Annotated in this window: 22 protein-coding genes; 15 read left to right on the top strand and 7 right to left on the bottom strand. The window is 45.9% G+C overall.

The window, feature by feature from the left end:
- Nucleotides 1–442 precede the first annotated feature (442 nt).
- From QUA54_RS22450 to QUA54_RS22425, 6 genes are all read left to right on the top strand, one after another.
- On the top strand, nt 443–1318 hold the full coding sequence (locus tag QUA54_RS22450) for a ChaN family lipoprotein (protein ID WP_333416355.1): 876 nt from the start codon (nt 443–445) through the stop codon (nt 1316–1318).
- A gap of 52 nt (nt 1319–1370) precedes the next feature.
- Nucleotides 1371–2627 (top strand): AAA family ATPase, encoded by a 1257-nt coding sequence (locus QUA54_RS22445; protein ID WP_333416354.1) that lies wholly within the window; start codon nt 1371–1373, stop codon nt 2625–2627.
- Complete coding sequence (locus QUA54_RS22440) at nt 2624–3259, top strand: retron system putative HNH endonuclease (RefSeq protein WP_333416353.1); 636 nt, start codon at nt 2624–2626, stop codon at nt 3257–3259. The genes QUA54_RS22445 and QUA54_RS22440 overlap by 4 nt, the downstream gene beginning before the upstream one ends.
- A 337-nt stretch (nt 3260–3596) precedes the next feature.
- Nucleotides 3597–4178 (top strand): NAD(P)H-dependent oxidoreductase, encoded by a 582-nt coding sequence (locus QUA54_RS22435; protein WP_333416352.1) that lies wholly within the window; start codon nt 3597–3599, stop codon nt 4176–4178.
- Between the two features lie 151 nt (nt 4179–4329).
- Complete coding sequence (locus QUA54_RS22430; protein WP_333416351.1) at nt 4330–4800, top strand: helix-turn-helix domain-containing protein; 471 nt, start codon at nt 4330–4332, stop codon at nt 4798–4800.
- A 3-nt stretch (nt 4801–4803) separates the two neighbouring features.
- Complete coding sequence (locus QUA54_RS22425; protein WP_333416350.1) at nt 4804–5373, top strand: PIN domain-containing protein; 570 nt, start codon at nt 4804–4806, stop codon at nt 5371–5373.
- 196 nt (nt 5374–5569) lie between these two features.
- Here QUA54_RS22425 and QUA54_RS22420 read toward each other — a convergent pair whose 3' ends face one another.
- The 3 genes from QUA54_RS22420 to QUA54_RS22410 form a co-directional block, all read right to left on the bottom strand.
- Entirely contained in the window at nt 5570–5707 is a 138-nt protein-coding gene (locus QUA54_RS22420) for a hypothetical protein (protein WP_333416349.1), read from the bottom strand.
- Nucleotides 5708–5799: 92 nt separating this feature from the next.
- Nucleotides 5800–6633 carry an inositol monophosphatase family protein gene (locus tag QUA54_RS22415; protein ID WP_333416348.1) on the bottom strand — a complete coding sequence of 278 codons (834 nt, stop codon included), beginning with the start codon at nt 6631–6633 and terminating at the stop codon, nt 5800–5802.
- Nucleotides 6634–6705: 72 nt separating this feature from the next.
- Entirely contained in the window at nt 6706–8139 is a 1434-nt protein-coding gene (locus tag QUA54_RS22410) for a BCD family MFS transporter (RefSeq protein WP_333416347.1), read from the bottom strand.
- Between the two features lie 150 nt (nt 8140–8289).
- Here QUA54_RS22410 and QUA54_RS22405 point away from each other — a divergent pair, with 150 nt between their 5' ends.
- From QUA54_RS22405 to QUA54_RS22370, 8 genes are all read left to right on the top strand, one after another.
- Entirely contained in the window at nt 8290–9234 is a 945-nt protein-coding gene (locus QUA54_RS22405) for an aldo/keto reductase (RefSeq protein WP_333416393.1), read from the top strand.
- Between the two features lie 155 nt (nt 9235–9389).
- A complete protein-coding gene (locus tag QUA54_RS22400; RefSeq protein ID WP_333416346.1) occupies nt 9390–9905 on the top strand; it encodes an isoprenylcysteine carboxylmethyltransferase family protein in 516 nt (171 codons plus the stop codon).
- Between the two features lie 59 nt (nt 9906–9964).
- Nucleotides 9965–11401 (top strand): hypothetical protein, encoded by a 1437-nt coding sequence (locus QUA54_RS22395; RefSeq protein WP_333416345.1) that lies wholly within the window; start codon nt 9965–9967, stop codon nt 11399–11401.
- A 402-nt stretch (nt 11402–11803) separates the two neighbouring features.
- Nucleotides 11804–13387, top strand: coding sequence for a chloride channel protein (locus tag QUA54_RS22390; RefSeq protein WP_333191360.1), 1584 nt, complete (start codon nt 11804–11806; stop codon nt 13385–13387).
- Between the two features lie 62 nt (nt 13388–13449).
- Nucleotides 13450–14346 (top strand): Rpn family recombination-promoting nuclease/putative transposase, encoded by an 897-nt coding sequence (locus tag QUA54_RS22385; RefSeq protein ID WP_333416344.1) that lies wholly within the window; start codon nt 13450–13452, stop codon nt 14344–14346.
- 57 nt (nt 14347–14403) lie between these two features.
- Nucleotides 14404–14985 (top strand): HAD family hydrolase, encoded by a 582-nt coding sequence (locus QUA54_RS22380; RefSeq protein WP_333416343.1) that lies wholly within the window; start codon nt 14404–14406, stop codon nt 14983–14985.
- A gap of 176 nt (nt 14986–15161) precedes the next feature.
- Nucleotides 15162–15641, top strand: coding sequence for a J domain-containing protein (locus QUA54_RS22375; protein ID WP_333416342.1), 480 nt, complete (start codon nt 15162–15164; stop codon nt 15639–15641).
- 571 nt (nt 15642–16212) lie between these two features.
- The gene (locus QUA54_RS22370) at nt 16213–16485 is read left to right on the top strand and encodes a DUF3143 domain-containing protein (RefSeq protein WP_333191356.1); all 273 of its coding nucleotides are present in this window, start codon (nt 16213–16215) and stop codon (nt 16483–16485) included.
- Nucleotides 16486–16597: 112 nt separating this feature from the next.
- On the opposite strand, the gene QUA54_RS22365 is transcribed toward QUA54_RS22370, so the two are convergent.
- From QUA54_RS22365 to lysA, 3 genes are all read right to left on the bottom strand, one after another.
- A complete protein-coding gene (locus QUA54_RS22365) occupies nt 16598–17344 on the bottom strand; it encodes an isoprenyl transferase (RefSeq protein WP_172185480.1) in 747 nt (248 codons plus the stop codon).
- Between the two features lie 20 nt (nt 17345–17364).
- Entirely contained in the window at nt 17365–18258 is an 894-nt protein-coding gene (cdaA, locus tag QUA54_RS22360) for a diadenylate cyclase CdaA (protein ID WP_333191352.1), read from the bottom strand.
- A gap of 208 nt (nt 18259–18466) precedes the next feature.
- Nucleotides 18467–19900 (bottom strand): diaminopimelate decarboxylase, encoded by a 1434-nt coding sequence (lysA, locus tag QUA54_RS22355; RefSeq protein ID WP_333416341.1) that lies wholly within the window; start codon nt 19898–19900, stop codon nt 18467–18469.
- A gap of 185 nt (nt 19901–20085) precedes the next feature.
- Between lysA and rimI the strand changes: the two genes are divergently transcribed.
- The gene (rimI, locus tag QUA54_RS22350) at nt 20086–20763 is read left to right on the top strand and encodes a ribosomal protein S18-alanine N-acetyltransferase (RefSeq protein WP_333416340.1); all 678 of its coding nucleotides are present in this window, start codon (nt 20086–20088) and stop codon (nt 20761–20763) included.
- A 72-nt stretch (nt 20764–20835) separates the two neighbouring features.
- Here rimI and QUA54_RS22345 read toward each other — a convergent pair.
- Nucleotides 20836–21221 (bottom strand): cyclic nucleotide-binding domain-containing protein (locus QUA54_RS22345; protein ID WP_333416339.1); only part of this gene is annotated, 386 nt, incomplete at its 5' end.

Raw genomic sequence — 21221 nt, 5'->3', positions numbered from 1 at the left:
TTAACAACAACAGCACCCAGCCATATGTACCGAGTGATTTCCTCTTTTTTCAACTTCGATGTGGAGTTGCAATAATCCTCGGATTCAGTTGCATTGCTCCCCTCTAATTAGTTGAGGAATTATCAGCTTTGTTGGTGGGTGCTGCTATTGGTTTTTAATGAGACAGATGTGAGATTAAACAGCGTTTTTACTCCTTAGATTCTATTGTGAACTTCGCTGTGGTATCTAGAGGTTGTATCTGTCGGAGAAGCTTTTTGTTCGCTTCATATTATTAATTTATCACCTTCTTCTAGAAGCGCAAGTACCTGCAACTAAACTTTACATTTTTAGAAGCAACTGCGGATAATTATGAAGTTAAATTAAGCATTGAGCTTTCTAGCTGCTCAGCTAGATAGTAGAGTTCGGCTGTGCTTGCTGCTGCGAGAAACGGCATAATATCAATATGAAAACAACCAAACTCATCAAACTGTGCGCCTTATCGCTGAGTATCTTTCTGCTGTGCAGCAGTGCAGTGACAGCGCAAACGACGGCGAACCCTCAACCTCCGCAAACTTACACTAACCAAGAGATTTTGCAACAGTTGGTAAACGCGAAAGTCGTGTATCTGGGAGAAACCCACGATAGCGCGGAAGACCATCAAGCTCAACTAAAGATTATCCGAGAAATGCAGCGGCAAAATCGGAAAATTGCGATCGCCCTAGAAATGTTTCAGCGTCCCTTTCAAAGCGCGATCGACAACTACTTAGCAGGTAAACTGACTGAAGAACAATTAGTCGAGCAAACAGAGTACGATCGCAGGTGGCGTTTTCCCTGGGAATCTTACGCCCCCATTTTGCGGTTTGCCAAAGAAAATCAACTACCTGTCCTCGCCTTAAATACACCATCCGAAGTAACGAGAAAAGTTGCCAGTCAAGGTTTAGAAAGCCTCACTGCAGAGGAAAAAAAGCACATTCCGCCAATATCCGAAATTCGCACGGACAACGCCGAATATCGGCAACTGCTGCTAGAAGTTTACCAGCAACACCAAAAGGCAGCACAGGGAAATAGTACGGCTTTTGAAAGATTCTTGCAAGCCCAAGTTTTGTGGGACGAAACTATGGCGGAAAAAATAGCTGAATTTGTCAAAGCAAACCCCGACTATCAAGTTGTGGTGTTGGCGGGGAAAGGACACATTATTTACGGTTACGGCATTCCCAGTCGCGTCGAGAGGCGTTTGGGAGTCGGGAATGTAAAAATGCGATCGGTTTTATTCAATTCCAGTGACAATCCTGTTTTGTCGGCAGATAGACCCATTGCTGACTTTGTTTGGAAGCATTGATTTGATATGATCTCAAAAATATAACCCACTCAGCCAGAGCGAGAACCAAATCGTGAAAGTCAAGCGTCTAAAAATGAACTCATTCCGAGGCATCAGCGATTTGACCCTGGAGTTTGATACAGATGAGCCGACTGTGTTCATCGGTATCAACGGTGTGGGGAAGTCCAGCATACTTGAGTGTTTGGCTGTTCTTCTCTATTTGCTGACCAAGCGAATTCAAACTTCCAATATTCATGGACGTTTTTTCAACGAAGATGATATCAAAAAAGGATGCAAAGAAACTCACAACGAAATTACAATTTCAATCAATGACTGGCCGGAAGTGGTATGGTCTTTAACCAAGGTCAGGAAAGGGCGAAGCCAGGATACTAGCAGCAACATTGGGGACTTAAAAAGAGTTGTTGAGCACATATACAGTCAGTTAGATGCTAATTCTTACGCAGCATTGCCTCTGGCTGTTTACTACCCAACTAACCGTGCCGTACTTGATATTCCTTTGAAGATTAGGACGAAACATTCGTTTGAGAAGATAACTGTTTATGACGAGGCTCTCACGGGAGGGCAGATCGATTTTAGGCGCTTTTTTGAATGGTTTAGAGAGCGGGAAGATTTAGAAAACGAATTACGACTAAATAATACTAATGAGTATCGCGATCGCGAACTAGAAGCAGTCAGATATGCGATCGCTAACTTACTAGACGGCTGGTCAAATTTACGGGTTAGGCGATCGCCTTTGTTGCGAATGACTGTAAACAAAGAAGGCGATGAACTGATCGTCAATCAACTATCCGATGGTGAAAAATGCTTGTTAGCACTAGCAGGAGATTTAGCAAGGCGTTTGGCGATCGCAAATCCGAATCCAGATTGCAATCCGCTTGAGGGTTCCGGCGTTGTTTTGATTGACGAGATTGAGCTCCACTTGCACCCAAAATGGCAACGGGCGATTATTCCGAACCTGAAAAAAACATTCCCAAATTGCCAGTTTATAATTACGACTCATTCGCCACAGGTAATCAGCGATCTCAAATGGGTTCATCTTTTGAGGTCAACATCTGAAGGAATTGCGATCGAGCGAGTACCATCCTTTGGGAAAGATAGCAATCGGATTCTAGAAACGCTTATGGGAACTCCAGAACGTCCGCAGGAAATTAAGGAAGATTTACGTGAATTGTTTCGCTTGATAGACAAGGGCGAACTCGGAAAGGCACGGCAATTTCGCCAAGAATTAGCACACAGAATGGGAGAAGAAGATCCTGAATTTGTGAGAGCAGATTGGCTAATTCAACGCAAAGAAATTCTCAATAAATGAAATATATTCAAAAGGGGAAAGAACCTCAAAATTTTTCCGACTGGAAGGCTACACAGAAGTCTATCGGTGTCAACTATGATTACAAAAGTCTTTCCAACCCTGAGAAAGGAGCGGTACACATTTCTTTGCTAAGTGAACAAGGCTATATTTGCTGCTACTGCTGTAAGAAAGTTGAGCAAAGTAATAGCCATATTGAACATCTAGCCCCTCAGAGCAAGACTGATTTAGAATTATCTGTTGATTACACAAATATGCTAGCTTCTTGTGGCAGAGATCCAGATTGGCCAGAGTATTGTGGCAATAAGAAGAAGAATCTTGCGATTGGGGTTTCGCCACTACAAGCCAACTGTGAAGAATTTTTTAATTACTCTAGCACTGGTGAGATACTGCCAACTGCCAATAATTTAGCTCAGCAAAAAGATGCTCAAACAACCATTGAAGTTTTGGGACTCAATCATTATGACTTAATGCAGGGACGAATTCAAGCACTTGAAGCATTGCAAGGAATCATGACACAGCAAGAGGCCGAATTATTAGCTCAAGTTTGTCAACAAATGAATGCACAAGGGCGATACCAGCCTTTTTGTAATGCAGTTTTGTATTTTCTCAAAAATTATTTTGGTGTTTCTTAAGTTTAATGTTACCCAAAGATTGCGCGATCGACGATCGGACTTAATATAAACTTTACCCCACCGCATCACCCGATCGCACAAAATTAAATTGCCCGATCGCTGATTGCAGAAACTGGATGCACCAAGGCACACTTTACATATCGGTCATCGGTCGGTTATATTTACTACAAACAGCGCGCCTGGTGTGGGAGACTCCTCAGTCACGCCGGCCCGGTTATTTATTGGTGATTATTTATTTAACTAATATATGTTAAGGCAAGAGACAGCGAACCCCTTCCTTTGCTAAAATTTATCTTGGAAATGTCAAGATTATCTTGTCAAAATATCAGGAAATACCGTGAACAATAGACCAAAAATACTTGCATTTGCCGGGAGTACCCGCGAAGCATCCTACAACAAACTGCTGGTAAAAGTTGCGGCGGCTGGGGCTACGGCGGCGGGTGCAGAAGTTACTTATGTAGATTTGCGCGATTTGCCGATGCCGCTATTTGACGAAGATTTAGAAGCAAAAGAGGGAATGCCAGAAAATGCTCGGCACTTGAAGAAATTGATGGTAGCGCATGACGGGTTTTTGATAGCTTCTCCTGAGTATAACAGTTCAATTACACCTGTGCTGAAAAATGCGATCGATTGGGTATCGCGCCCAGCACCGGGTGAACCGGGATTGGTGGCATTTACTGGCAAAGTAGCGGTAATTATGAGTGCTTCCCCAGGCGGAATCGGCGGCTTGCGGGGATTGGTTCATTTGCGATCGATCCTGGGGAATATTAACGTATTGGTGCTCCCGGATCAGAAAGCAGTTCCCCAAGCTTTTGAAGCATTTAATGCTGACGGTACGATGAAAGATCCCAAACAGCAGGACTCTGTGGAGAATCTCGGTGCTAAGTTGTCTAATGTGCTGTCGAAATTAATTGCATGAGGCAATAAAATCATTTTGCAGTAGGGACACAACATTGTTGTGTCCCAATCCCAGCATCTGTTATTTTGCTGGCTGCATCAAGTGCGATCGCCTCGCAAAAAAATTGCTACGATCGTAGTCGATTGGCTGTTATTCTCACCCCCAAATTAACATGACATTCACCGGAGATACCGACTCAGCACCTGCTTTGCCGACACCAGCAGAAGCAGCGGTTGCCAAAACCAGCAGCCGCGCTTTAGAATCGCACTTGCAAAATCATCCGTCTGGCGAATCCCTAAAATTGATATTAAACGAAAAAGAGGGAAAGACAATTGACATACCTGCCGCAGCATTGCCACTGCTATTAGCAATTTTGCAACAGACAAGAAGCGGCAATACTGTCAAGCTAACTCCAATTACTAAAGAACTTCATATTTATCAAGCAGCAGACCTTCTGGGAGTTTCCGATAAATATATGCGGGAGTTGCTGGATGCGGGAAAAATCCCTTACAAGACAGTTAGGAACAGTCGCCGGATACGTTACGAAGATTTAATGGAATATAAGAAACAAAGTTCCGAAGAAAGCAGTAAAATTATGGATCTGCTTGTATCTGAATCAGAAGCACTCGGTTTGTACCATTAAAAAATGGCAATTTTAACTGTTATTTACGATGCCAATGTTTTGTATTCGGCATCTCTTCGTGACTTTTTTGTAGAGTTGGCAACTACCGACATAGTTGAGGCACGTTGGACTGAAGAAATTCACGACGAGTGGATGAGAAATATACTTATAAACCGTCCCGATATAAGATTTGAACAGCTTTCCCGAACCAAAAGATTAATGAATACAAGTGTTGAAAATTGCTTGGTGCAAGGCTATGAGACAATTATACAAGAGTTAGAACTTCCAGATCCGGGCGATCGTCATGTCCTCGCTGCTGCAATTCACTCTCGTTCTAAGTTTATTATTACTTTCAATCTCAGAGATTTTCCTGAAGAAACTCTTGCACCTTACGACATTTTAGCGCAGCATCCAGATGATTTTATTTTAGACTTGCTTGACCTCAACTGGCAAACAGTATGCAAAGCAGCCGAGAAACAAAGAATCCGGCTCAAAAATCCGCCAAAAACGCCTGACGAGTATTTGGAAACGCTGGTAGAATTGGGACTGCCGCTGTCAGCAACTCGGATGCGAGAATTTTGCTATCGAGATTAGTTCGATCGCAAATCGCAGACTTTTCCGAGTTTCTTTCAAGGTTTATTCTTGTATCTTCCCAGAGGCTAACTCTTCAACCTAGCCAATATACCACTCATCTACTTTTTCCAACACCGCAGTAAACGTATTTTCGATTGTGCCTCTACTTGAAAACGGGCATAATTTTATTTCCTAGACATAATAGCTAGTGGAAAAGTTACCACAAATTGTACCAGCACCGCATCACCCGATCGACGTAAAACAAAACCACCCGATCGCAGATTGCCAGAAATAGACGAGAGTAGGCATACTTGAACCATCGGTCATCGGTCGGTATATTTCTTCCAAACAGCACGGCAGGCGTGGGAGACTCCTCCGTTACGCCTGCCCTGCAGTTTTATTTAACAATTGTTCGATTTCCTACGGGATAGCTTCGATTCACCTAAATTACCCCATTTTTTTCTTCTTCCAAGCCTCCACAAACGGCAAAAACACCGACACCAACTCCTGCCGGTTCATCACCAAAGTCGGATAAGAAATCCTACCGTAATTCTTCCCCACTTCCAGCGGAAAAATAGCCTGGGACTCCAGCGGTAGCCAAACCGCACCCGCCGCCTTCACAATTACCCAACTCCCCGCAATATCCCAAATTTTCGGAGTCGCTTCCACCCCTCCCATAGCCGCACCCGAAGCCACAGTCAAAAAATTGTAACTAGCCATACCCAACATCCGAATTTTACTCGGAAGATGAGGCCCGATTCCCACACTCCGGGAACACAAATTAAAAATATGATTTCCGCTCATTTTATCAGCAGTCGGACAAATCGGCCGATTGTTCAAAAATGCACCTTGAGGCATATTTGTCAATACATTGTCCCCCACCAAATCCCCTGCATAAAAGCCGTGAAAAAATTGATTCACCGGCGGCAAGTACACGCAGCCAAAAACAGGAGTTCCCTGATACAATAAACCCAAAGAAATCCCCCAAATCGGAATTCCCCGAGCAAAATTAGTCGTAGCATCCAGAGGATCGACAACCCAACACCATTCAGTATCTGGGAAAACGTGTTCTCCTTCCTCGCTCAAAATTCCGTGACTGGGAAAAGTAGATGCGATCGCACTTCTAATCTCCGCATCCGCCCAATTGTCAGACTGCGTAACCAAACTCCCATCATCCTTCTCATCCGCTTGTGCAGAACCGAAATCTTTCAAAAACTGCTGGCCGACTGTCTGGACAGTAGTCTGAGAAAAACTTAAAATAGAATCCCAAAAATCATTCATTAGTTATTGGTTATTGGTTATTTGTTATTGAAACTAACAACTGGCAACTGGCAACTGCCAACTGACAAAATATCAGTCTAATTCATTTTCAAGAATAGTTGCGATCGCACTTTTAGCATTATCCTGAAACTCCCCAACATCCACCCTACCCAACAGCCAAACAGCCAGAATCATACCCGCAGCCGGCACAGCAAAAACTAACCCGTAAGCTAACATCGGCACCCCAAACAAACTCCTGCCAAAATCCAAAATAGCACCGCCGCTAACCGTCGCCACACCCCGCGCCATCGCCTGCGACAAACCCCAAGCACCAATAAAAGTCCCAGCAGTTTCTGCAGCAGTCAAATCCAACATCAAACTCAGCGCACCAGTCGTTGTAATACCTGAAGCTAAACCAAACAACATTAAAGCCGACTTAAACACAATTGGATTTCCTGTAAATCCAGATAAAATAATTAAACCAAAACAAGCCGCCACTGACAAACAGCCCAACCTAATCGTATTTTGCTTGCCGATGCGAGGCACAATTAAAAAGCCAGTGGCGCTCAAACCAAAAAGCACACCAGTACCGTAAATAGCATTCAAGCGAGTAGTTTCAGAAATCGGCATCTTAAAAATTTCCCCGCCGTAAGGTTCCAAAACCGCATCCTGCATAAACAAGCAAATTGTCATAATCAGCAGGAAAGTAAAAAATAAACCGGTTTGACGGCTAGCAGTCAAAATCCGCAGCGCACTTCCCAGAGTAATTTTATCTTCTCGATTCACTGCGCTCGATCGCACCCCGTACCGCGAATACTTTTTCTCAACCCCAAAAGTCGCAATCCCCACCAACAGTAAAACAAGCGCCGGCACCTTCACAAACAAACCGTTAATCGAAGCCTGCAACACTTCCCGCGACACATCCCCATCAATTTGCTTCAGCAAACCGCTGCTAATAATCGCCCCGATAATAATACCAACCATCAGCATCGACCACACCACACCCACCAACTTCGATCGATCTTCCTCATCCGAAACATCCACCAACAAAGCAGCAAAAGGAGTCGAACTCGAACAAATAGCAATACCGTAAAGCGCAAAAATCAAACCCAACAAACCCACCCAACCGTAAGTAGCAGTCGTCCACCCCACAGCCTCCAAACTAGCGCCCAAGCCCCACATTACCTGTACCGCCAAAAAAGCAGAAATCACAAACAAAACGCTTCCTACCCACACATAACCCGTGCGGTGATGGCCAAACAAAGGCTTAGCATCAGACATTTGCCCGAACCACACCCTAGCCGGGGCGACAAACTGGTGCATGGCCAGCGTACCAGCCACCACAGTAGCCGGAATCGCCAACTCTTTAATCATCACGCGATTGAGCACCCCCAGCGTCAAAATCGACATCATGCCCAATCCCATCTGAAACAAACCCAACCGGAACATAGTCAGCAGGGTAACTCTCTTGATAGCAGGAGTCGCGGAATCTGTTAATCTTGAATCTGGCAAACGGTCGATCGACATAACTATTCAAATAAACACAGCATTTGCATTTATAGTAACTGAGATATCGCCACCAGCCGCGTTTCCTCCCCCGGCTAGAAGCTCGATCGCGATTATTCGTATAAATTCATATAAAAATAAAGAGAATCAATAACTGTGGATTTACCAACCGTGACAACCATTACCCTAGGACAAAACGGCCCAGCCGTCATTCCCCTGTGCGTCGGAACTTGGGCTTGGGGCGACAAACTATTTTGGAACTACGGCAGCAACTACGGCGCCGCCGAAGTCGAAGCAGCATTCAAAACATCCCTAGACAGCGGAGTCAACTTTTTCGACACAGCCGAAGTCTACGGTAACGGCTTGTCAGAAGAATTACTGGGGCAGTTTCTCAAAAAAACCAGCCAACCCGTGCAAATAGCCACCAAATTCGGCCCTCTACCTTGGCGGATTACAGGAAAATCAGTTTCCGACGCTTTGAGTGCCAGTTTAAAACGCTTGCAAGTAGAACAAATAGCCCTCTACCAAGTGCACTGGCCGTTTGCTTTTTTACTAAGTCAAGAAACCCTGATGAACGCCTTAGCCGACGAAGTAAAACAAGGCAGAATTCAAGCAGTAGGAGTCAGCAACTATTCAGTAGAACAGATGCGCCAAGCCCACAAAATACTAGCAGCCAGAGGCGTTCCCCTAGCAACAAATCAAGTCCGGTACTCCTTGCTGTCGCGGCAAGTAGAAAAACAAGGAATTGTGAGTGCAGCCCGCGAATTGGGGGTCACAATTTTAGCTTACAGCCCCTTAGCCCAAGGATTGCTCACCGACAAATACACAGCCCAAGAACCACCTACAGGAGCCCGCAAAATGGACTCCCGCTTCAGCAAAAGCGGCCTCGAAAAAATTGAATTAGTCATGTCCACGCTGCGGAAAATGGGCAAAAAGCGCGATCGAACTCCCGCCCAAGTTGCCCTAAACTGGTTGATCTGCCAAAACGGAGTCATTCCCATTCCCGGCGCCAAAACCGCCAAACAAGCCCAAGAAAATGCAGGCGCATTAGGCTGGAATTTGAGCCAAGATGAAGTCAACCAATTAGAATTAATGACACGTCCTTGGCGAGAATAAATTTGTTAATTGTTGAGTGTTGAGTGTTGACTGTTCGCTGTTCGCCGTAGGTTGGGTTTTACTTCACTCTACCCAACCTACAGTTCACTTTGTTCTCACCTCTTCCTTCTCCCCTCTCCTTTCTTCCCTCTTCCGTCTTCCTTCTTCCTTCAATTATGAAAATCTTAACTGACTGGGGCTTCACGCGCGAAGGCTGGCGCAATAACAGCCGCGGCGAATATTTAGTTTTGCTTCAAGGAGGATTGCTCACAGCTTTTGTAATCTTACCAGTTTATCAACTGCCAGGATTAAAAATTCAATCAACTCAATTACTTGCTCTTACCTGGATTGTAGCAAGTATTCTCGGCTTAACCGCATTAATTTTCATCAGCAAAGCATTGATAGACTTAGGAAAAAACCTCACACCTTTACCCTATCCCATAGAAAACGGAGAATTAGTCCAAACAGGCATTTACGGAATAGTGCGGCATCCATTATACAGTGGCTTAATTTTAGCCGCCCTCGGCTGGACACTTTTTCAAATGAGCATATCCCACTTAATAGCCAGCGCAATATTAATAATATTTTTTGACATCAAAGCCAGCCGCGAAGAAACCTGGTTAACCGAAAAATATCCAGACTATTCACAATACAGCCAGCGAGTCAAAAAACTACTTCCCGGAATCTATTAACAGAACCCCTCTGCATCTGCGTTAATCCGCGTTAATCTGCTTCAATCTGCGGTTAAAAAATGAAATTTCACAAAAGACTACAAATTATACTGCTAGTATTAACACTATTTTTATGCTTGTCACAGCAATTAACAGCGTGCAGCTTTCTCACAAAACCCTTTCAACTTCCCGCCTCAGCCAAACAAGAACCCTGGCCAATTCAAACAGGCCTCCGAGCAGCCATCCTCCGCGACAACATACCAACAGTCAACCGCATAGTTTTAGTACCCGACGAAGCCACATTCTTAGCAGCCATCCAAAAATGGAATCTCAAAGGAAACTGGCCTATTCTCATCGAAGACAAAAAATATTCGCCCATGTTTTTGCAGCGCTTTCAACCCGAAGAAATAGTGCGTTTGCCAAGCATCAAACAGCAACTGCCAAAAGGTCAAAAACTCCAACAATTAATGCGGAACGCCGCAGCAGCAGCCTGGAATGCCACCGATACTCAAACCTTAAAAACAAAATGGACGCAACTCGGCTGGGAACCCCCAGGAGTAGTAATCACATCAGAAAATGACCCCGCACGCTCAGCAGCAGTTGCCTTAGCAGCCGCTCACGGTCAACCTTTAGTATTTCTAGAAGGCAACTTCGGAAAACCCAACGATACCCTTAATAACACACAGTGGAAAACTCTGCAAACAGCAGTTACAAAAGCTGTCGAATCAACCGGATATTTTTACTCTCAACTCGCAGACCCGATCGACACAATAACCATTGTACGCCAACTAGCAGTCAAATATCAATCTCCTGGAAAACCAGACGAACAACTAGCCGTTACCGATGGTTTGGGAAGGCACCCCAACGGCGAACGCTGGGCGGCTGTCGGCTGGATTTACGGCTCGGAAGTACGATCGATCTATCAAGCCATGTGCGCGTTATTCCTCGATACCGAAACCGCCATGCTTTACGACAGTTATCCCAAGGAAGGAAATTGGGGAAAATATGAAATGGAGGAAGCAGCTAGCGGACTAAAAACCATAGGTTTGAATGTCGAAGTAGTGCAGAAACCAGAATCTAGCTTGGAAAAGTGGCGGAGTTTAGCTTCAAAACCGTGGACATTTGACTTAATATTAATGAATTCCAAAGGCTATCCAAAATCATTTCAAGTCGGCAACGGCGACGCTTCTGTCGAGGACATACCAAAACTCCAATTTCCCGCAGCAATCCACATGATCCACAGTTGGTCAGCAGCAGCCCCAGATGACACAAACACCGTTGCCGGAAGGTGGCTACAAAATGGTGCTTACGCATATATTGGCAGTGTCAATGAACCTCTTTTATCTGCATTTATTCCGCCTAAATTAATGGTCGATCGCCTGAAGCGAGGGGCACCCTTTTTAATCGCAGCGCGCCAGCTAGAATCCCCTCCCTGGAAAGTCGCTACCATCGGCGATCCGCTAATGTCGATCGCCAAACCCAGACCAAGAATCCCGCCCACTCAACAACCGATCTGATATTATGCGCGAGGGATTTGAGATTTGATATTTGTGGTTTGAAATTAGTGGTTTTAAGGTAAAATCTCAAATCACCAATTCTTTAATCGGAATGTTGTGTTTCACTGAGTTATACGATATTGCAAGTTCGCTCATGCGATCGCCCTAAGCGCCAACACTGTAAATATACTTAATTAGCATGATCGCGAGAGTCTATCTAAGTTTGAATGTAACTGAGAATACAATTGCGCCCAATGTGCTGACTCTCTTAATCGGTCATTCCACCCCAGCCGCCAGCCCCAAAAATTCCCCCCCTAAAATACGCCTTAATTAACTTGTCAATTCCCGTAAAATCACTCAAAATTAAAAAAAGAAATAAAATGTAATATTTATCTAACTTCTCACAGAAGAATTAACCGCTAAATGAGAGTCACCCCTCCTGTGGATCTGCCGCCACCCGGGCCAACCGCAGCAACTCCCCAAGCCTCCCGCCTAAGCCCGCTATTCAACCGCCTGCACCCCAGCCCAGAAACCCTCCTGCTCATCCTCTCCCTAGTCATAGGGGGAGTTACGGGCGCAGGCGTCGTCACCTTTCACTACCTGATCCACTTCATCCACAGCCTGATGCTGGAAGACTTCATGGGGGCGATCGCCTCGAAAGGCTCTTGGACGCTAGCCTGCATTCCCACCCTCGGCGGAGTCATCATCGGGCTGATGCGCTGGCGGTTTCGGGACTTTGGCCCGAATATGTCTTCCTTAATTGCAGCCACCCGCGGCCTGCAAGAACTCTCCCCCCTCAAACCCATCACCAAAATGGTGGCAGCCTCAGTTTCCCTCGGCACCGGCGCCTCCCTCGGCCCGGAAGCCCCCAGCGTCGAAATCGGCGCCAACTTCGGAATGCTGCTGGCTCAAGTTTTGCAGCTCTCCCCAGAACGGCAGCGCTTGCTCCTCGGCGCCGGAGCAGCAGCAGGTTTATCCGCCGGGTTTAACTCTCCCATCGCCGGAGTATTCTTTGCCTTAGAAGTCGTGCTCGGCAGCACCTTTGCCACTTCGTCAGTCAGCGTTGTCTTGCTCTCGGCGGTAGTTTCCGCGCTCATCGCTCAAATCTGCTTGGGAGCTCAGCCGGCCTTTTCTTTGCCGATCTACGATGTCCGCAGCCCCCTAGAACTGCCTCTGTACATGGGATTGGGACTTTTGGCGAGCGGAGTGTCTCTAGCCTACACAGAAGCAATTCAATTAGCCGATCGCTGTTTTCAAGGCAAAATCCGAGGATTTGCTTGGCTCGGACGACTGCCCCGGCCGCTTCAGCCCATCATCGGCGGGGCCTGCGTCGGCTTAGTCGCCCTGCAATTTCCTCAAATTTTGGGTGTCGGCTACGAAACAGTCCAAGCAATGCTCCAAGATGTTAAATTTTCCTTGCCTTTGCTGCTGCTGCTGCTGTTTGTCAAACTGGCGATGACAGCAATCAGCCTAGGCAGCGGTTTAGTGGGCGGTATCTTCGCTCCGGCGATGTTTTTGGGAGCTTCCCTGGGTTCGGCTTACGGACTCTTTTTGGAAATGCTGCCGGCAATGAGCGATCGAGTCGCCGGCCCTCCCGCCTACGCAATGGTGGGAATGGCCGCCGTGCTCGCCGGCAGTGCCAGAGCACCGCTGACAGCCATCCTGTTGATGTTTGAATTAACCCGCGATTATCGGATTGTCTTGCCTTTGATGGCAGCAGTCGGATTGAGCGTTTGGCTGGTGGAGTGTGTCAACCGCCGATCGACAGCCCACAGCCTCAACCTTCAGCAAATGGGCGTAGACGTAGCTATCAATACACCGATCAAAGCCAGAGAACAGTTGCAGGATTGGGAAGATGTTCTGGGCGATCGCATCGTCACAGAACTGATTTCTTGCCAAATTCCCATTGATGACGAACACAGGGACGATGAGCCTGTGCTGGCGATCGCCAATGCACATTTGCAGGAAAATGTCAAACCATTACCTGAAACAAAATCAGCAGTTTGACCCCGATCCAATCGCGTTGGTTCGTCACAAAACCAATAATCTCAAAGCTAAATCTGACAACTATGATATTTATCAACCCTAAAACCGATTACGCCTTCAAAAAAATATTCGGTTCCTCAGAAAGCAAAGACATTCTAATTAGCTTTCTCAACGCTCTAATTTATGAAGGCAATCCCACCATTGAAGACTTAGAAATTATTAACCCGAATCTTCCTCCAAAACTTGAAGGTTTGAAAGATACTTATCTGGATGTGAAAGCAAAACTCAACGATGGCACTTTAGTAATTATTGAAATGCAAGTGCTCAACGTCCAGTCTTTTGGGAAACGAGTTTTGTACAATGCAGCGAAGACTTACGCTTTTCAATTGGAAGCAGCCCAAGGATATCGAATGCTGAAGCCAGTAATTGCTCTGACAATTACTGATTTTGAAATGTTTCCTAACAGCCCAGAATTTATTTCCCGATTTGTGTTCAAAGAAGTCAAGACAAATTTGACTTATCCCGAAAACGAGCTGGATTTAGTGTTTGTAGAGTTGCCAAAGTTTACCAAAGGACAGGAGGAACTTGAAACTTTAGCAGACAAATGGATTTATTTTATGAAAAATGCGAGAAGTCTGACATCGGTTCCAGAAACAATGGATAGCATACCAGAAATACATGAAGCTTTTAATATTGCGAATCAAGCCAGTTTGAGCAGAGAGGAAGTGGAAGATTTGGACAGAAGAGAACAGTTTATTTATGACCAACAGGGAGCAATTATTAAAGCTGTTCAGGACGGCATAGAACAAGGCATAGAACAAGGACGAGAACAAGGCATAGAACAAGGACGAGAACAAGGGATGCGAGAAAAGGCGATCGCGATCGCCAGACAATTAATTTCACAGCTAGATAATGCCACGATCGGCCAAGTTACCGGGCTTAGCGTTGAGGATGTGCAAAATTTGCGGGGCGATTCATAGCTTAAAGTAATTTGGTACAGGATTGGCGTCAGACATAGTGATGAACTATTTTTGATTATGGATGCTCCCAAAAAACTATTGATCCTCGATCTTGATGAAACTTTAATTTATGCTACCGAAGCATCTCTCCATCGGCAAGCTGACTTTTTAGTAGAGCCATATCACATTTACAAACGACCGTTTCTTGATGTATTTTTGAAAAATTGCTTAGACTGGTTTGAGGTTGCAGTTTGGACATCTTCTACGCCGTCTTATGCGATCGCAATTGTGTCAGCTATCTTTGAAGATCCCAAAACTTTATCGTTTGTGTGGGCAAGCGATCGCTGCACAGTTGCTTACGATCTTGAATGGTTTGAATATTACAATCGCAAAAATCTAAAAAAGGTCAAGCGCAAAGGGTATTGTCTAGAGTCAATCATTGCAGTAGATGATACGCCTCAAAAGTGGGAGCGCAGCTATGGCAATCTGGTGCAAGTAAACCCCTTTGAGGGGGATGAGACGGATAATGAATTGAAGTATTTGCTGCTTTACTTGGATAAACTCAGATATGAAGAAAATATCCGCAGTGTCGAAAAAAGGTTCTGGCGAAATCGGCTTACCCAATCGATCGGTGAGTCAGATATCTCAAACACGCAGTAAGTCGCATAACAAATCGATGAAGCGGACGGCATGAATATCTTGGTGCTGAGTTTGATGTTACTTGCTGTCGCCGATCGCCCACCCTCAACCCCTCGACATCGCAGACAGTGGCGCTAGCCTCAACTCTGGGCTAAAATAGATAGAAAATTATAAACAATAGGCAGAGAGGGGCTTCGGTGGCAGGAAACGAGGCAACTGCAAAAAACAAAAGTCAAAAAATACCCGAAAAAACCCCCTTGGGTTCCACTCATTACAGCTTGTTAGGGCTGCATCCTTCAGCCTCTGCGATCGAAATTCGGCGATCGTACCGGGAACTGAGCAAACTCTACCATCCCGATACCACCGACCTGTCGCCCGCAGCCGCCACCGCCAAATTTCATCAGCTCAACAACGCCTACGCCACCCTCAGCAACCCAGAACGTCGCCTCGCCTACGACCTCAAAATAGGCTATTCTCGCCTGAACGTGATTGCGCCGCCCCCAGGCTTCAATACTCCGGTTTCGGGCTCGGGCAAAAAAACTTACAACTCCGCTTACCTAGATCCCACGGATCGACCTCTTTCCCCCGGAGAAATGTTCGCTCTGTTTATCATGGGAGCTAGCTTAATCGGATGTTTGGTACTGGCGATCGCGATCGGCTTAATTCGCGGCAATTAAAGCCTCAAATCCCCCAATCTAAACAGTGTCACAATCAAATTAGTTTATTTTCTGGTGTAGATTTTACTATCGAAACTAATTCAAAAATATGCTTCTGTCTCTTTCGCTACAATTCAGTCAATTCCTAATTGCTGAAGTTTGCTTATGTCAAAACTGGGAGCCTATAGGTACGATAGATATCCAACACACACCAGAAGAAATGAATTTTTTCGATGGATGTATAGCGATTCTTAATCTTGTGAGCATTATTATTGACATAGTAGGCAGTTTTTCAACCATGCTTTCATGCTTTATGGCACTAATTGTTGGATGTGGTTAATTTCAGCCTTCTGGTTTTACCACGTTAGATTTTTTTGTTTACTCCTAATACTTTGATGTGAACCAAGCTGCAAAATCAGATACAGCACTTCCTTGATATAGCACACACACTAATCGACTTAAATCATTTGCCGTATAAGCGTTTTAGGTTTAAAAGTGTATGTTATTATCACGTAAAGTGCTGTAAATCATCTAAAACAGTTGTTAAATATTCTCGAAAATCCCAAATCCCAAATCTAAAATCTAAAATCCCATGACTCTTCCTTCCGCTGACACTCCTTTGTACAACCATCCGCTCCCGGAAATCGAGCAGTGGCTCATCAGCCGTGGCTGCCAGCAAGACCGGCAAGAACTCCACTCCTGGCAGATCGATCGACCTACCTGGAAAGCAGAACTCTCCCTCGATATCGACCAACTCACCATCCGTTATATCAATGCTGGAGCAGACGGCCAAGATATTCAGCGAGCGTTCAAATACTCCCTCTCGCGTCAGGACATTGAATCTGCCGTTTTCTCCGGCCCCTAATTTAATTTTAGATTGGCGATTTTAGATTTTAGATTGAGAAATACATTTCAGAATCTACCTAATTGGAAAGTGAAAAATTAATCTAAAATCCAAAATCTAAAATCCAAAATCGTTAGACTTTGCCAAATCGGCGGTTGCGTTGCTGATAAGTAGACAAAGCGCGGTGAAACTCCGATCGATCGAAATCCGGCCACAGCGTCTCAGTAATGTAAATTTCCGAATAAGCCATTTGCCATAGCAGAAAATTGCTCAACCGCATTTCCCCGCTCGTCCGGATCAGCAAATCCGGGTCACAAACATCAGCAGTATACAAATAGCGTTTAAATAAAACCTCATCAATCTCCTCCGGCTGCAACTTGCCCTCTTTCACCTGAGTGGCGATCGCCCGACAAGCTTGTACAATCTCCTGACGCCCCCCGTAATTCGTCGCCACCGTAAACAGAATTCCCTGATTGTGCTGAGTTGCTGTCACAGAACGCTCGATTTCCGCCTGCAAAGACTTCGGCAAAGCCTGCAAATTCCCCATAAATTGAATTTGCACGTCCTCGTCCACCATCTCCCGCAATTCTTGGCGCAGCTTACCCTCAAACAAACTCATTAAAAAATCCACCTCCCCAGCCGGCCGCCCCCAGTTCTCCGTCGAAAAAGCATAGGCCGTTAAAGCAGGAATCCCCCAATCTTTGCAGCAGCGCAGCAGTTCCTTCAGAGTGCTAGCTCCTCGGCGGTGTCCCGCAATCCGCGGCAACCCCTTATTCTTAGCCCAGCGCCCGTTCCCGTCCATAATCACTGCTATGTGCTTAGGCAGTAGTTCTTGTTGCAGATCCTCCGGCAACTTTTCCAAGCAAATTCCTTGACTCATGGTTTCTCCCGATTACCCGACTAACGGCGCAGTATCCGTTTTAATAGCGTCACTCCCTTCAATCCTATCTGGCGTCCGAGATTGCCGATCGGAATTGGAGCCACAGCTCTTTCTCCCTCCGACGGAAACAGCTTTGCTTCCAGCAATTCCTTAAGTTTGCTGCTAGTCAAAGGTCGATTTAACATTCCCATCTGGGCTAAAGAAATAGAACCCGTTTCTTCGGACACCACCACGCACACGCAAGCTTGCACCCGTTCCGTAATCCCCATCGCCGCCCGGTGGCGGGTTCCCAACTGCCGCGACGCGCTGCGATCGGACAAAGGCAAAATTACCCCCGCCGACACGATCCGCGAACCTCGAATCAAAACAGCTCCGTCGTGCAGCAAAGTTTGCGGCTGAAAGATTGTCTGCAACAATTCTTTAGAAACTTCTGCATTTAGCTTTAATCCCGGCACCGAAAAATCTCGATCGTCGATCGGAGAATCTGTTTCTATAATTAGTAAAGCGCCCGTGCGGTTTTGCGAAAGTTCTTTTACTGCGTCCACAATTTCATCTATTACGCTGTCCGGTTCGGGATTTGGTCGGCGATCGCGTCCAAACAATTGCCGAAATTCCCCCCGACCCAATTGTTCCAGAAATCGGCGAAACTCCGACTGCAATATTACCGCCATTGCCACAGCCGAACCAGTCACCAAGCTGTTGAGGGCAACGTGCAACAGCCTCAATCCAGCCCAGTTGCTCACCGCCGCCGCCAGCATCAAAATGATAAATCCCCGTACCATCCACAGCGTTCTGCGCTCGCCCACAATGACGAGCACCAAATACGCAAGGGCAAAAACCAGTCCAATATCGATCCCTTGAATCAATAAGGACTGAACCAGGGCCAAGTCAAAGCCAGATTGTTGATTGTTCATGGTTCATCGAACGCTACCGCCTGTGAACCGCGAACCGTGATGCACTCGAACCCGTGAACCATGAACAGTTGTTATAAGGAATATGCTGAAAATCCCCGTGTTTTTAGACCGGGGAGTGTCAATCCAATCGCGTGACTGAACAAGGCAAAATTTAAAAGTGAAAAAGCAATCATCATTAAGTAAAGATGGATTGTCTTTCTTTTAACTTTTAACTTTTAACTTTTAACTTTTGAGCTCCGAGTCGTTCAGGAAGGCGGTCAAGCCTTAGCAAATCCTGGTAAGTTTCCCGCTGTATAATCGTGTTAACTTCCCCATTTCTCACTAAAACTGCTGCCGGTCGGGGTACTCGGTTGTAGTTAGAAGCCATGCTGTAATTGTATGCTCCTGTAGCCGTAACCGCGAGGACATCTCCGGCCCGACACTCTGGCAATTTGGCATCTTTAATCAGAACATCGCCTGATTCGCAGTGTTTCCCAGCAATTGTCACTGTTTCCGTTAAGGGAGCAGACATTTTACCGGCTGCCAGGACTCGATAAACTGATTGATAGGTAATAGGACGCGGATTGTCCGACATCCCTCCATCTACAGCTAAATACGTCCGCATTCCCGGAATGACTTTTTGAGAGCCAACAGTGTAAGCAGTGACGCAGGCTGTACCGACGAGCGATCGACCCGGTTCGCAAAGCAATTTCGGTAATGGCAATTGCTGCCGCTCGCAAGCTGCTACCACTGCGGAGCAAATTGTACGAGCCCAATCTTCAATGCTGGGAGGATCGTCCGCTTCAGTATAGCGAATGCCCAACCCGCCGCCAATATTAATTTCTGTCGCTGGCAAACCATAACTAAGTGCTTTTGTCAAGGCCTGAATTATGACTTCAGCTAAATCGTCATGGGGTTGCAGTTCAAAAATCTGAGAGCCGATGTGAGCGTGCACTCCCACGCAAAATAATGACAGCTGTTGGCTGATGAAAGTAAATACTCGATCGAGCGAGTTGGGATCGAAGCCAAATTTACTATCGATTTGACCCGTCTGAATGTACTCGTGGGTGTGACACTCAATTCCAGGAGTAAACCGCACCATAACTCGTGTCGGCTCACCTGTGAGGCTGCTAACACCCAATTTTCCCAACTCTGCTAGAGTCTCTAAATCCCGCCAATTGTCGGCTACGGTAATGCAGCCGTTTTCGACAGCTAGCTGGAGTTCCTCGCGGGACTTGTTGTTACCGTGGAAGTAGATTTTGTCGGGACTGACACCGGCTTGCAGTGCTGTGTGGATTTCTCCGGCGGATACGACATCTATGCCTAAACCTTCCGAAGCTGCGATCGCGCAAACTGCCAAACAACTCCAAGCTTTAGAAGCATAGATCACTTGAGATTCGCCCGGATAGTAACGCCCGAAAGCGTCCCGGTACTGGGTGCAAGCCGCCCGCAGCGTTTCTTCGTCTAAAATGTACAATGGCGAGCCAAATTGCTCTACCAAGGCTGTCACCTCGCAGCCTCCGATTTCCAAGCGATCGCTGCTGTTAACACTGGCTGTCAGCGGTAACAGTTCTTGATTTGGCGATCGATGTTGCAGGGCTTGTTGAGACTCAGACAGATACTTAAGTCCCGATTCCACCCCGAAAGATTGAGTTGATACCATCGCGCAATAACTATCCTAGGTTATTAGTCAGCAGTCATTAATCAGCAGTCAGCAGTCGGCAGTCATTAATCAGCAGTCAGCAGTCGTTGGCAGTAGACTAATGTCTGGAGACTTGTGAGTCATGACTCACAACTAGCAACAAACAGCTAATCGCTACCGTGTTTTCCAGTGTACAATTTACAGCCGTGCGTTTTCTACAAATTAAACATCTCGCCGCCGAACACCTCAACAGTGCAGTAGAACTCGATCGGCTCTGTTTTGGCGGACTTTGGACGATCGAAGGCTACAGACGCGAGTTAGACAGTCCTAACAGTGATTTACTGGGTTTGTGGGCATCAAAAACCGAGGTCGGCAAATCAGAAAGATTCGACAGCGAATTCGAGTCGATCGAACCCAACAGCATTCTCAACTCAAAACCGCTCAGTGTTGAGAGTTCCTCGCCAGTACCTCCCAACTCAAAACTTACCCCAACTCTCATCGGTTTGGGTTGCCTGTGGGCAATTTTAGAAGAAGCTCACATTACAATTTTGGCAATTCATCCTCGCTTTCAAGGTCAGGGTTTAGGACAAGCTCTGCTTTGGGATTTACTAAAAAAGGCTCACTACAGACAATTAGAACGGGCAACCTTAGAAGTGCGTGAATCTAATTTAGCCGCAGTGTCTCTTTACCAAAAATTTGGTTTTAAAGAGGCTGGACGGCGGAAACGATACTACGAAGACACCGGAGAAGATGCTCTGGTAATGTGGCGCAACAACATAGAGAAACCAGAATTCCAGCAATATTTAGCGGTTGAAAAAGTGCAATTTTGCGATCGGCTGCATCAGAAAAACTGGTATTTGGCGATCGATGGTTTTGAGTTTTGAATGTAATTTATTGGGGCTTTAACTTGCATTGACCAATAATTGGTTGCTCGATATCAATTTAGTTCAAAATTCTCATAGGGAATCAACTTCAGCATGGGAAGAAACATCTGCCTGCGCGGCCATACTTACCGCTTTGCTCCGCGCTTCGATAATTTGACCGATCTCGCGCCCTAAGCTGGGTTGACGTTCAATCATCGTATTTACAGCATCTGAATAGACGACAATAACTTGCAAATCCTCAACGGCGACGATCGATACCGGACTCGGTTCCCCACTAAACAGTGCCATCTCGCCAAAAAACTCACCGCGCAAGATAGTGATTACATCCAACTCCCTGCCCAACTTGTTTGTGACTGTGACCTTAGCCTGACCCGCAATGATAATAGACCTCTTGCAAAATAATTTTATGATATAATGAAAAGTTTTGCTGAGAGTTGATTGAATCCCAACTCCTAACT

It is taken from the genome of Microcoleus sp. MOSTC5 (genome assembly GCF_036701825.1).
Taxonomy (GTDB): domain Bacteria; phylum Cyanobacteriota; class Cyanobacteriia; order Cyanobacteriales; family Microcoleaceae; genus Microcoleus; species Microcoleus asticus.
Note: the sequence above shows the minus strand (reverse complement) of the source record. Positions and strands in the feature narration are given on the sequence as shown.

Bases quoted from the DNA above. Each gene is read 5' to 3' on its own strand.
- QUA54_RS22365 (WP_172185480.1), bottom strand. From the start codon at position 17,344: ATGAGTCAAGGAATTTGCTTGGAAAAGTTGCCGGAGGATCTGCAACAA.
- cdaA (WP_333191352.1), bottom strand. From the start codon at position 18,258: ATGAACAATCAACAATCTGGCTTTGACTTGGCCCTGGTTCAGTCCTTA.
- QUA54_RS22450 (WP_333416355.1), top strand. From the start codon at position 443: ATGAAAACAACCAAACTCATCAAACTGTGCGCCTTATCGCTGAGTATC.
- QUA54_RS22385 (WP_333416344.1), top strand. From the start codon at position 13,450: ATGATATTTATCAACCCTAAAACCGATTACGCCTTCAAAAAAATATTC.
- QUA54_RS22415 (WP_333416348.1), bottom strand. From the start codon at position 6,633: ATGAATGATTTTTGGGATTCTATTTTAAGTTTTTCTCAGACTACTGTC.
- QUA54_RS22370 (WP_333191356.1), top strand. From the start codon at position 16,213: ATGACTCTTCCTTCCGCTGACACTCCTTTGTACAACCATCCGCTCCCG.
- QUA54_RS22395 (WP_333416345.1), top strand. From the start codon at position 9,965: ATGAAATTTCACAAAAGACTACAAATTATACTGCTAGTATTAACACTA.
- QUA54_RS22425 (WP_333416350.1), top strand. From the start codon at position 4,804: ATGGCAATTTTAACTGTTATTTACGATGCCAATGTTTTGTATTCGGCA.
- QUA54_RS22390 (WP_333191360.1), top strand. From the start codon at position 11,804: ATGAGAGTCACCCCTCCTGTGGATCTGCCGCCACCCGGGCCAACCGCA.
- QUA54_RS22430 (WP_333416351.1), top strand. From the start codon at position 4,330: ATGACATTCACCGGAGATACCGACTCAGCACCTGCTTTGCCGACACCA.
- QUA54_RS22410 (WP_333416347.1), bottom strand. From the start codon at position 8,139: ATGTCGATCGACCGTTTGCCAGATTCAAGATTAACAGATTCCGCGACT.
- QUA54_RS22400 (WP_333416346.1), top strand. From the start codon at position 9,390: ATGAAAATCTTAACTGACTGGGGCTTCACGCGCGAAGGCTGGCGCAAT.
- lysA (WP_333416341.1), bottom strand. From the start codon at position 19,900: ATGGTATCAACTCAATCTTTCGGGGTGGAATCGGGACTTAAGTATCTG.
- QUA54_RS22380 (WP_333416343.1), top strand. From the start codon at position 14,404: ATGGATGCTCCCAAAAAACTATTGATCCTCGATCTTGATGAAACTTTA.
- QUA54_RS22440 (WP_333416353.1), top strand. From the start codon at position 2,624: ATGAAATATATTCAAAAGGGGAAAGAACCTCAAAATTTTTCCGACTGG.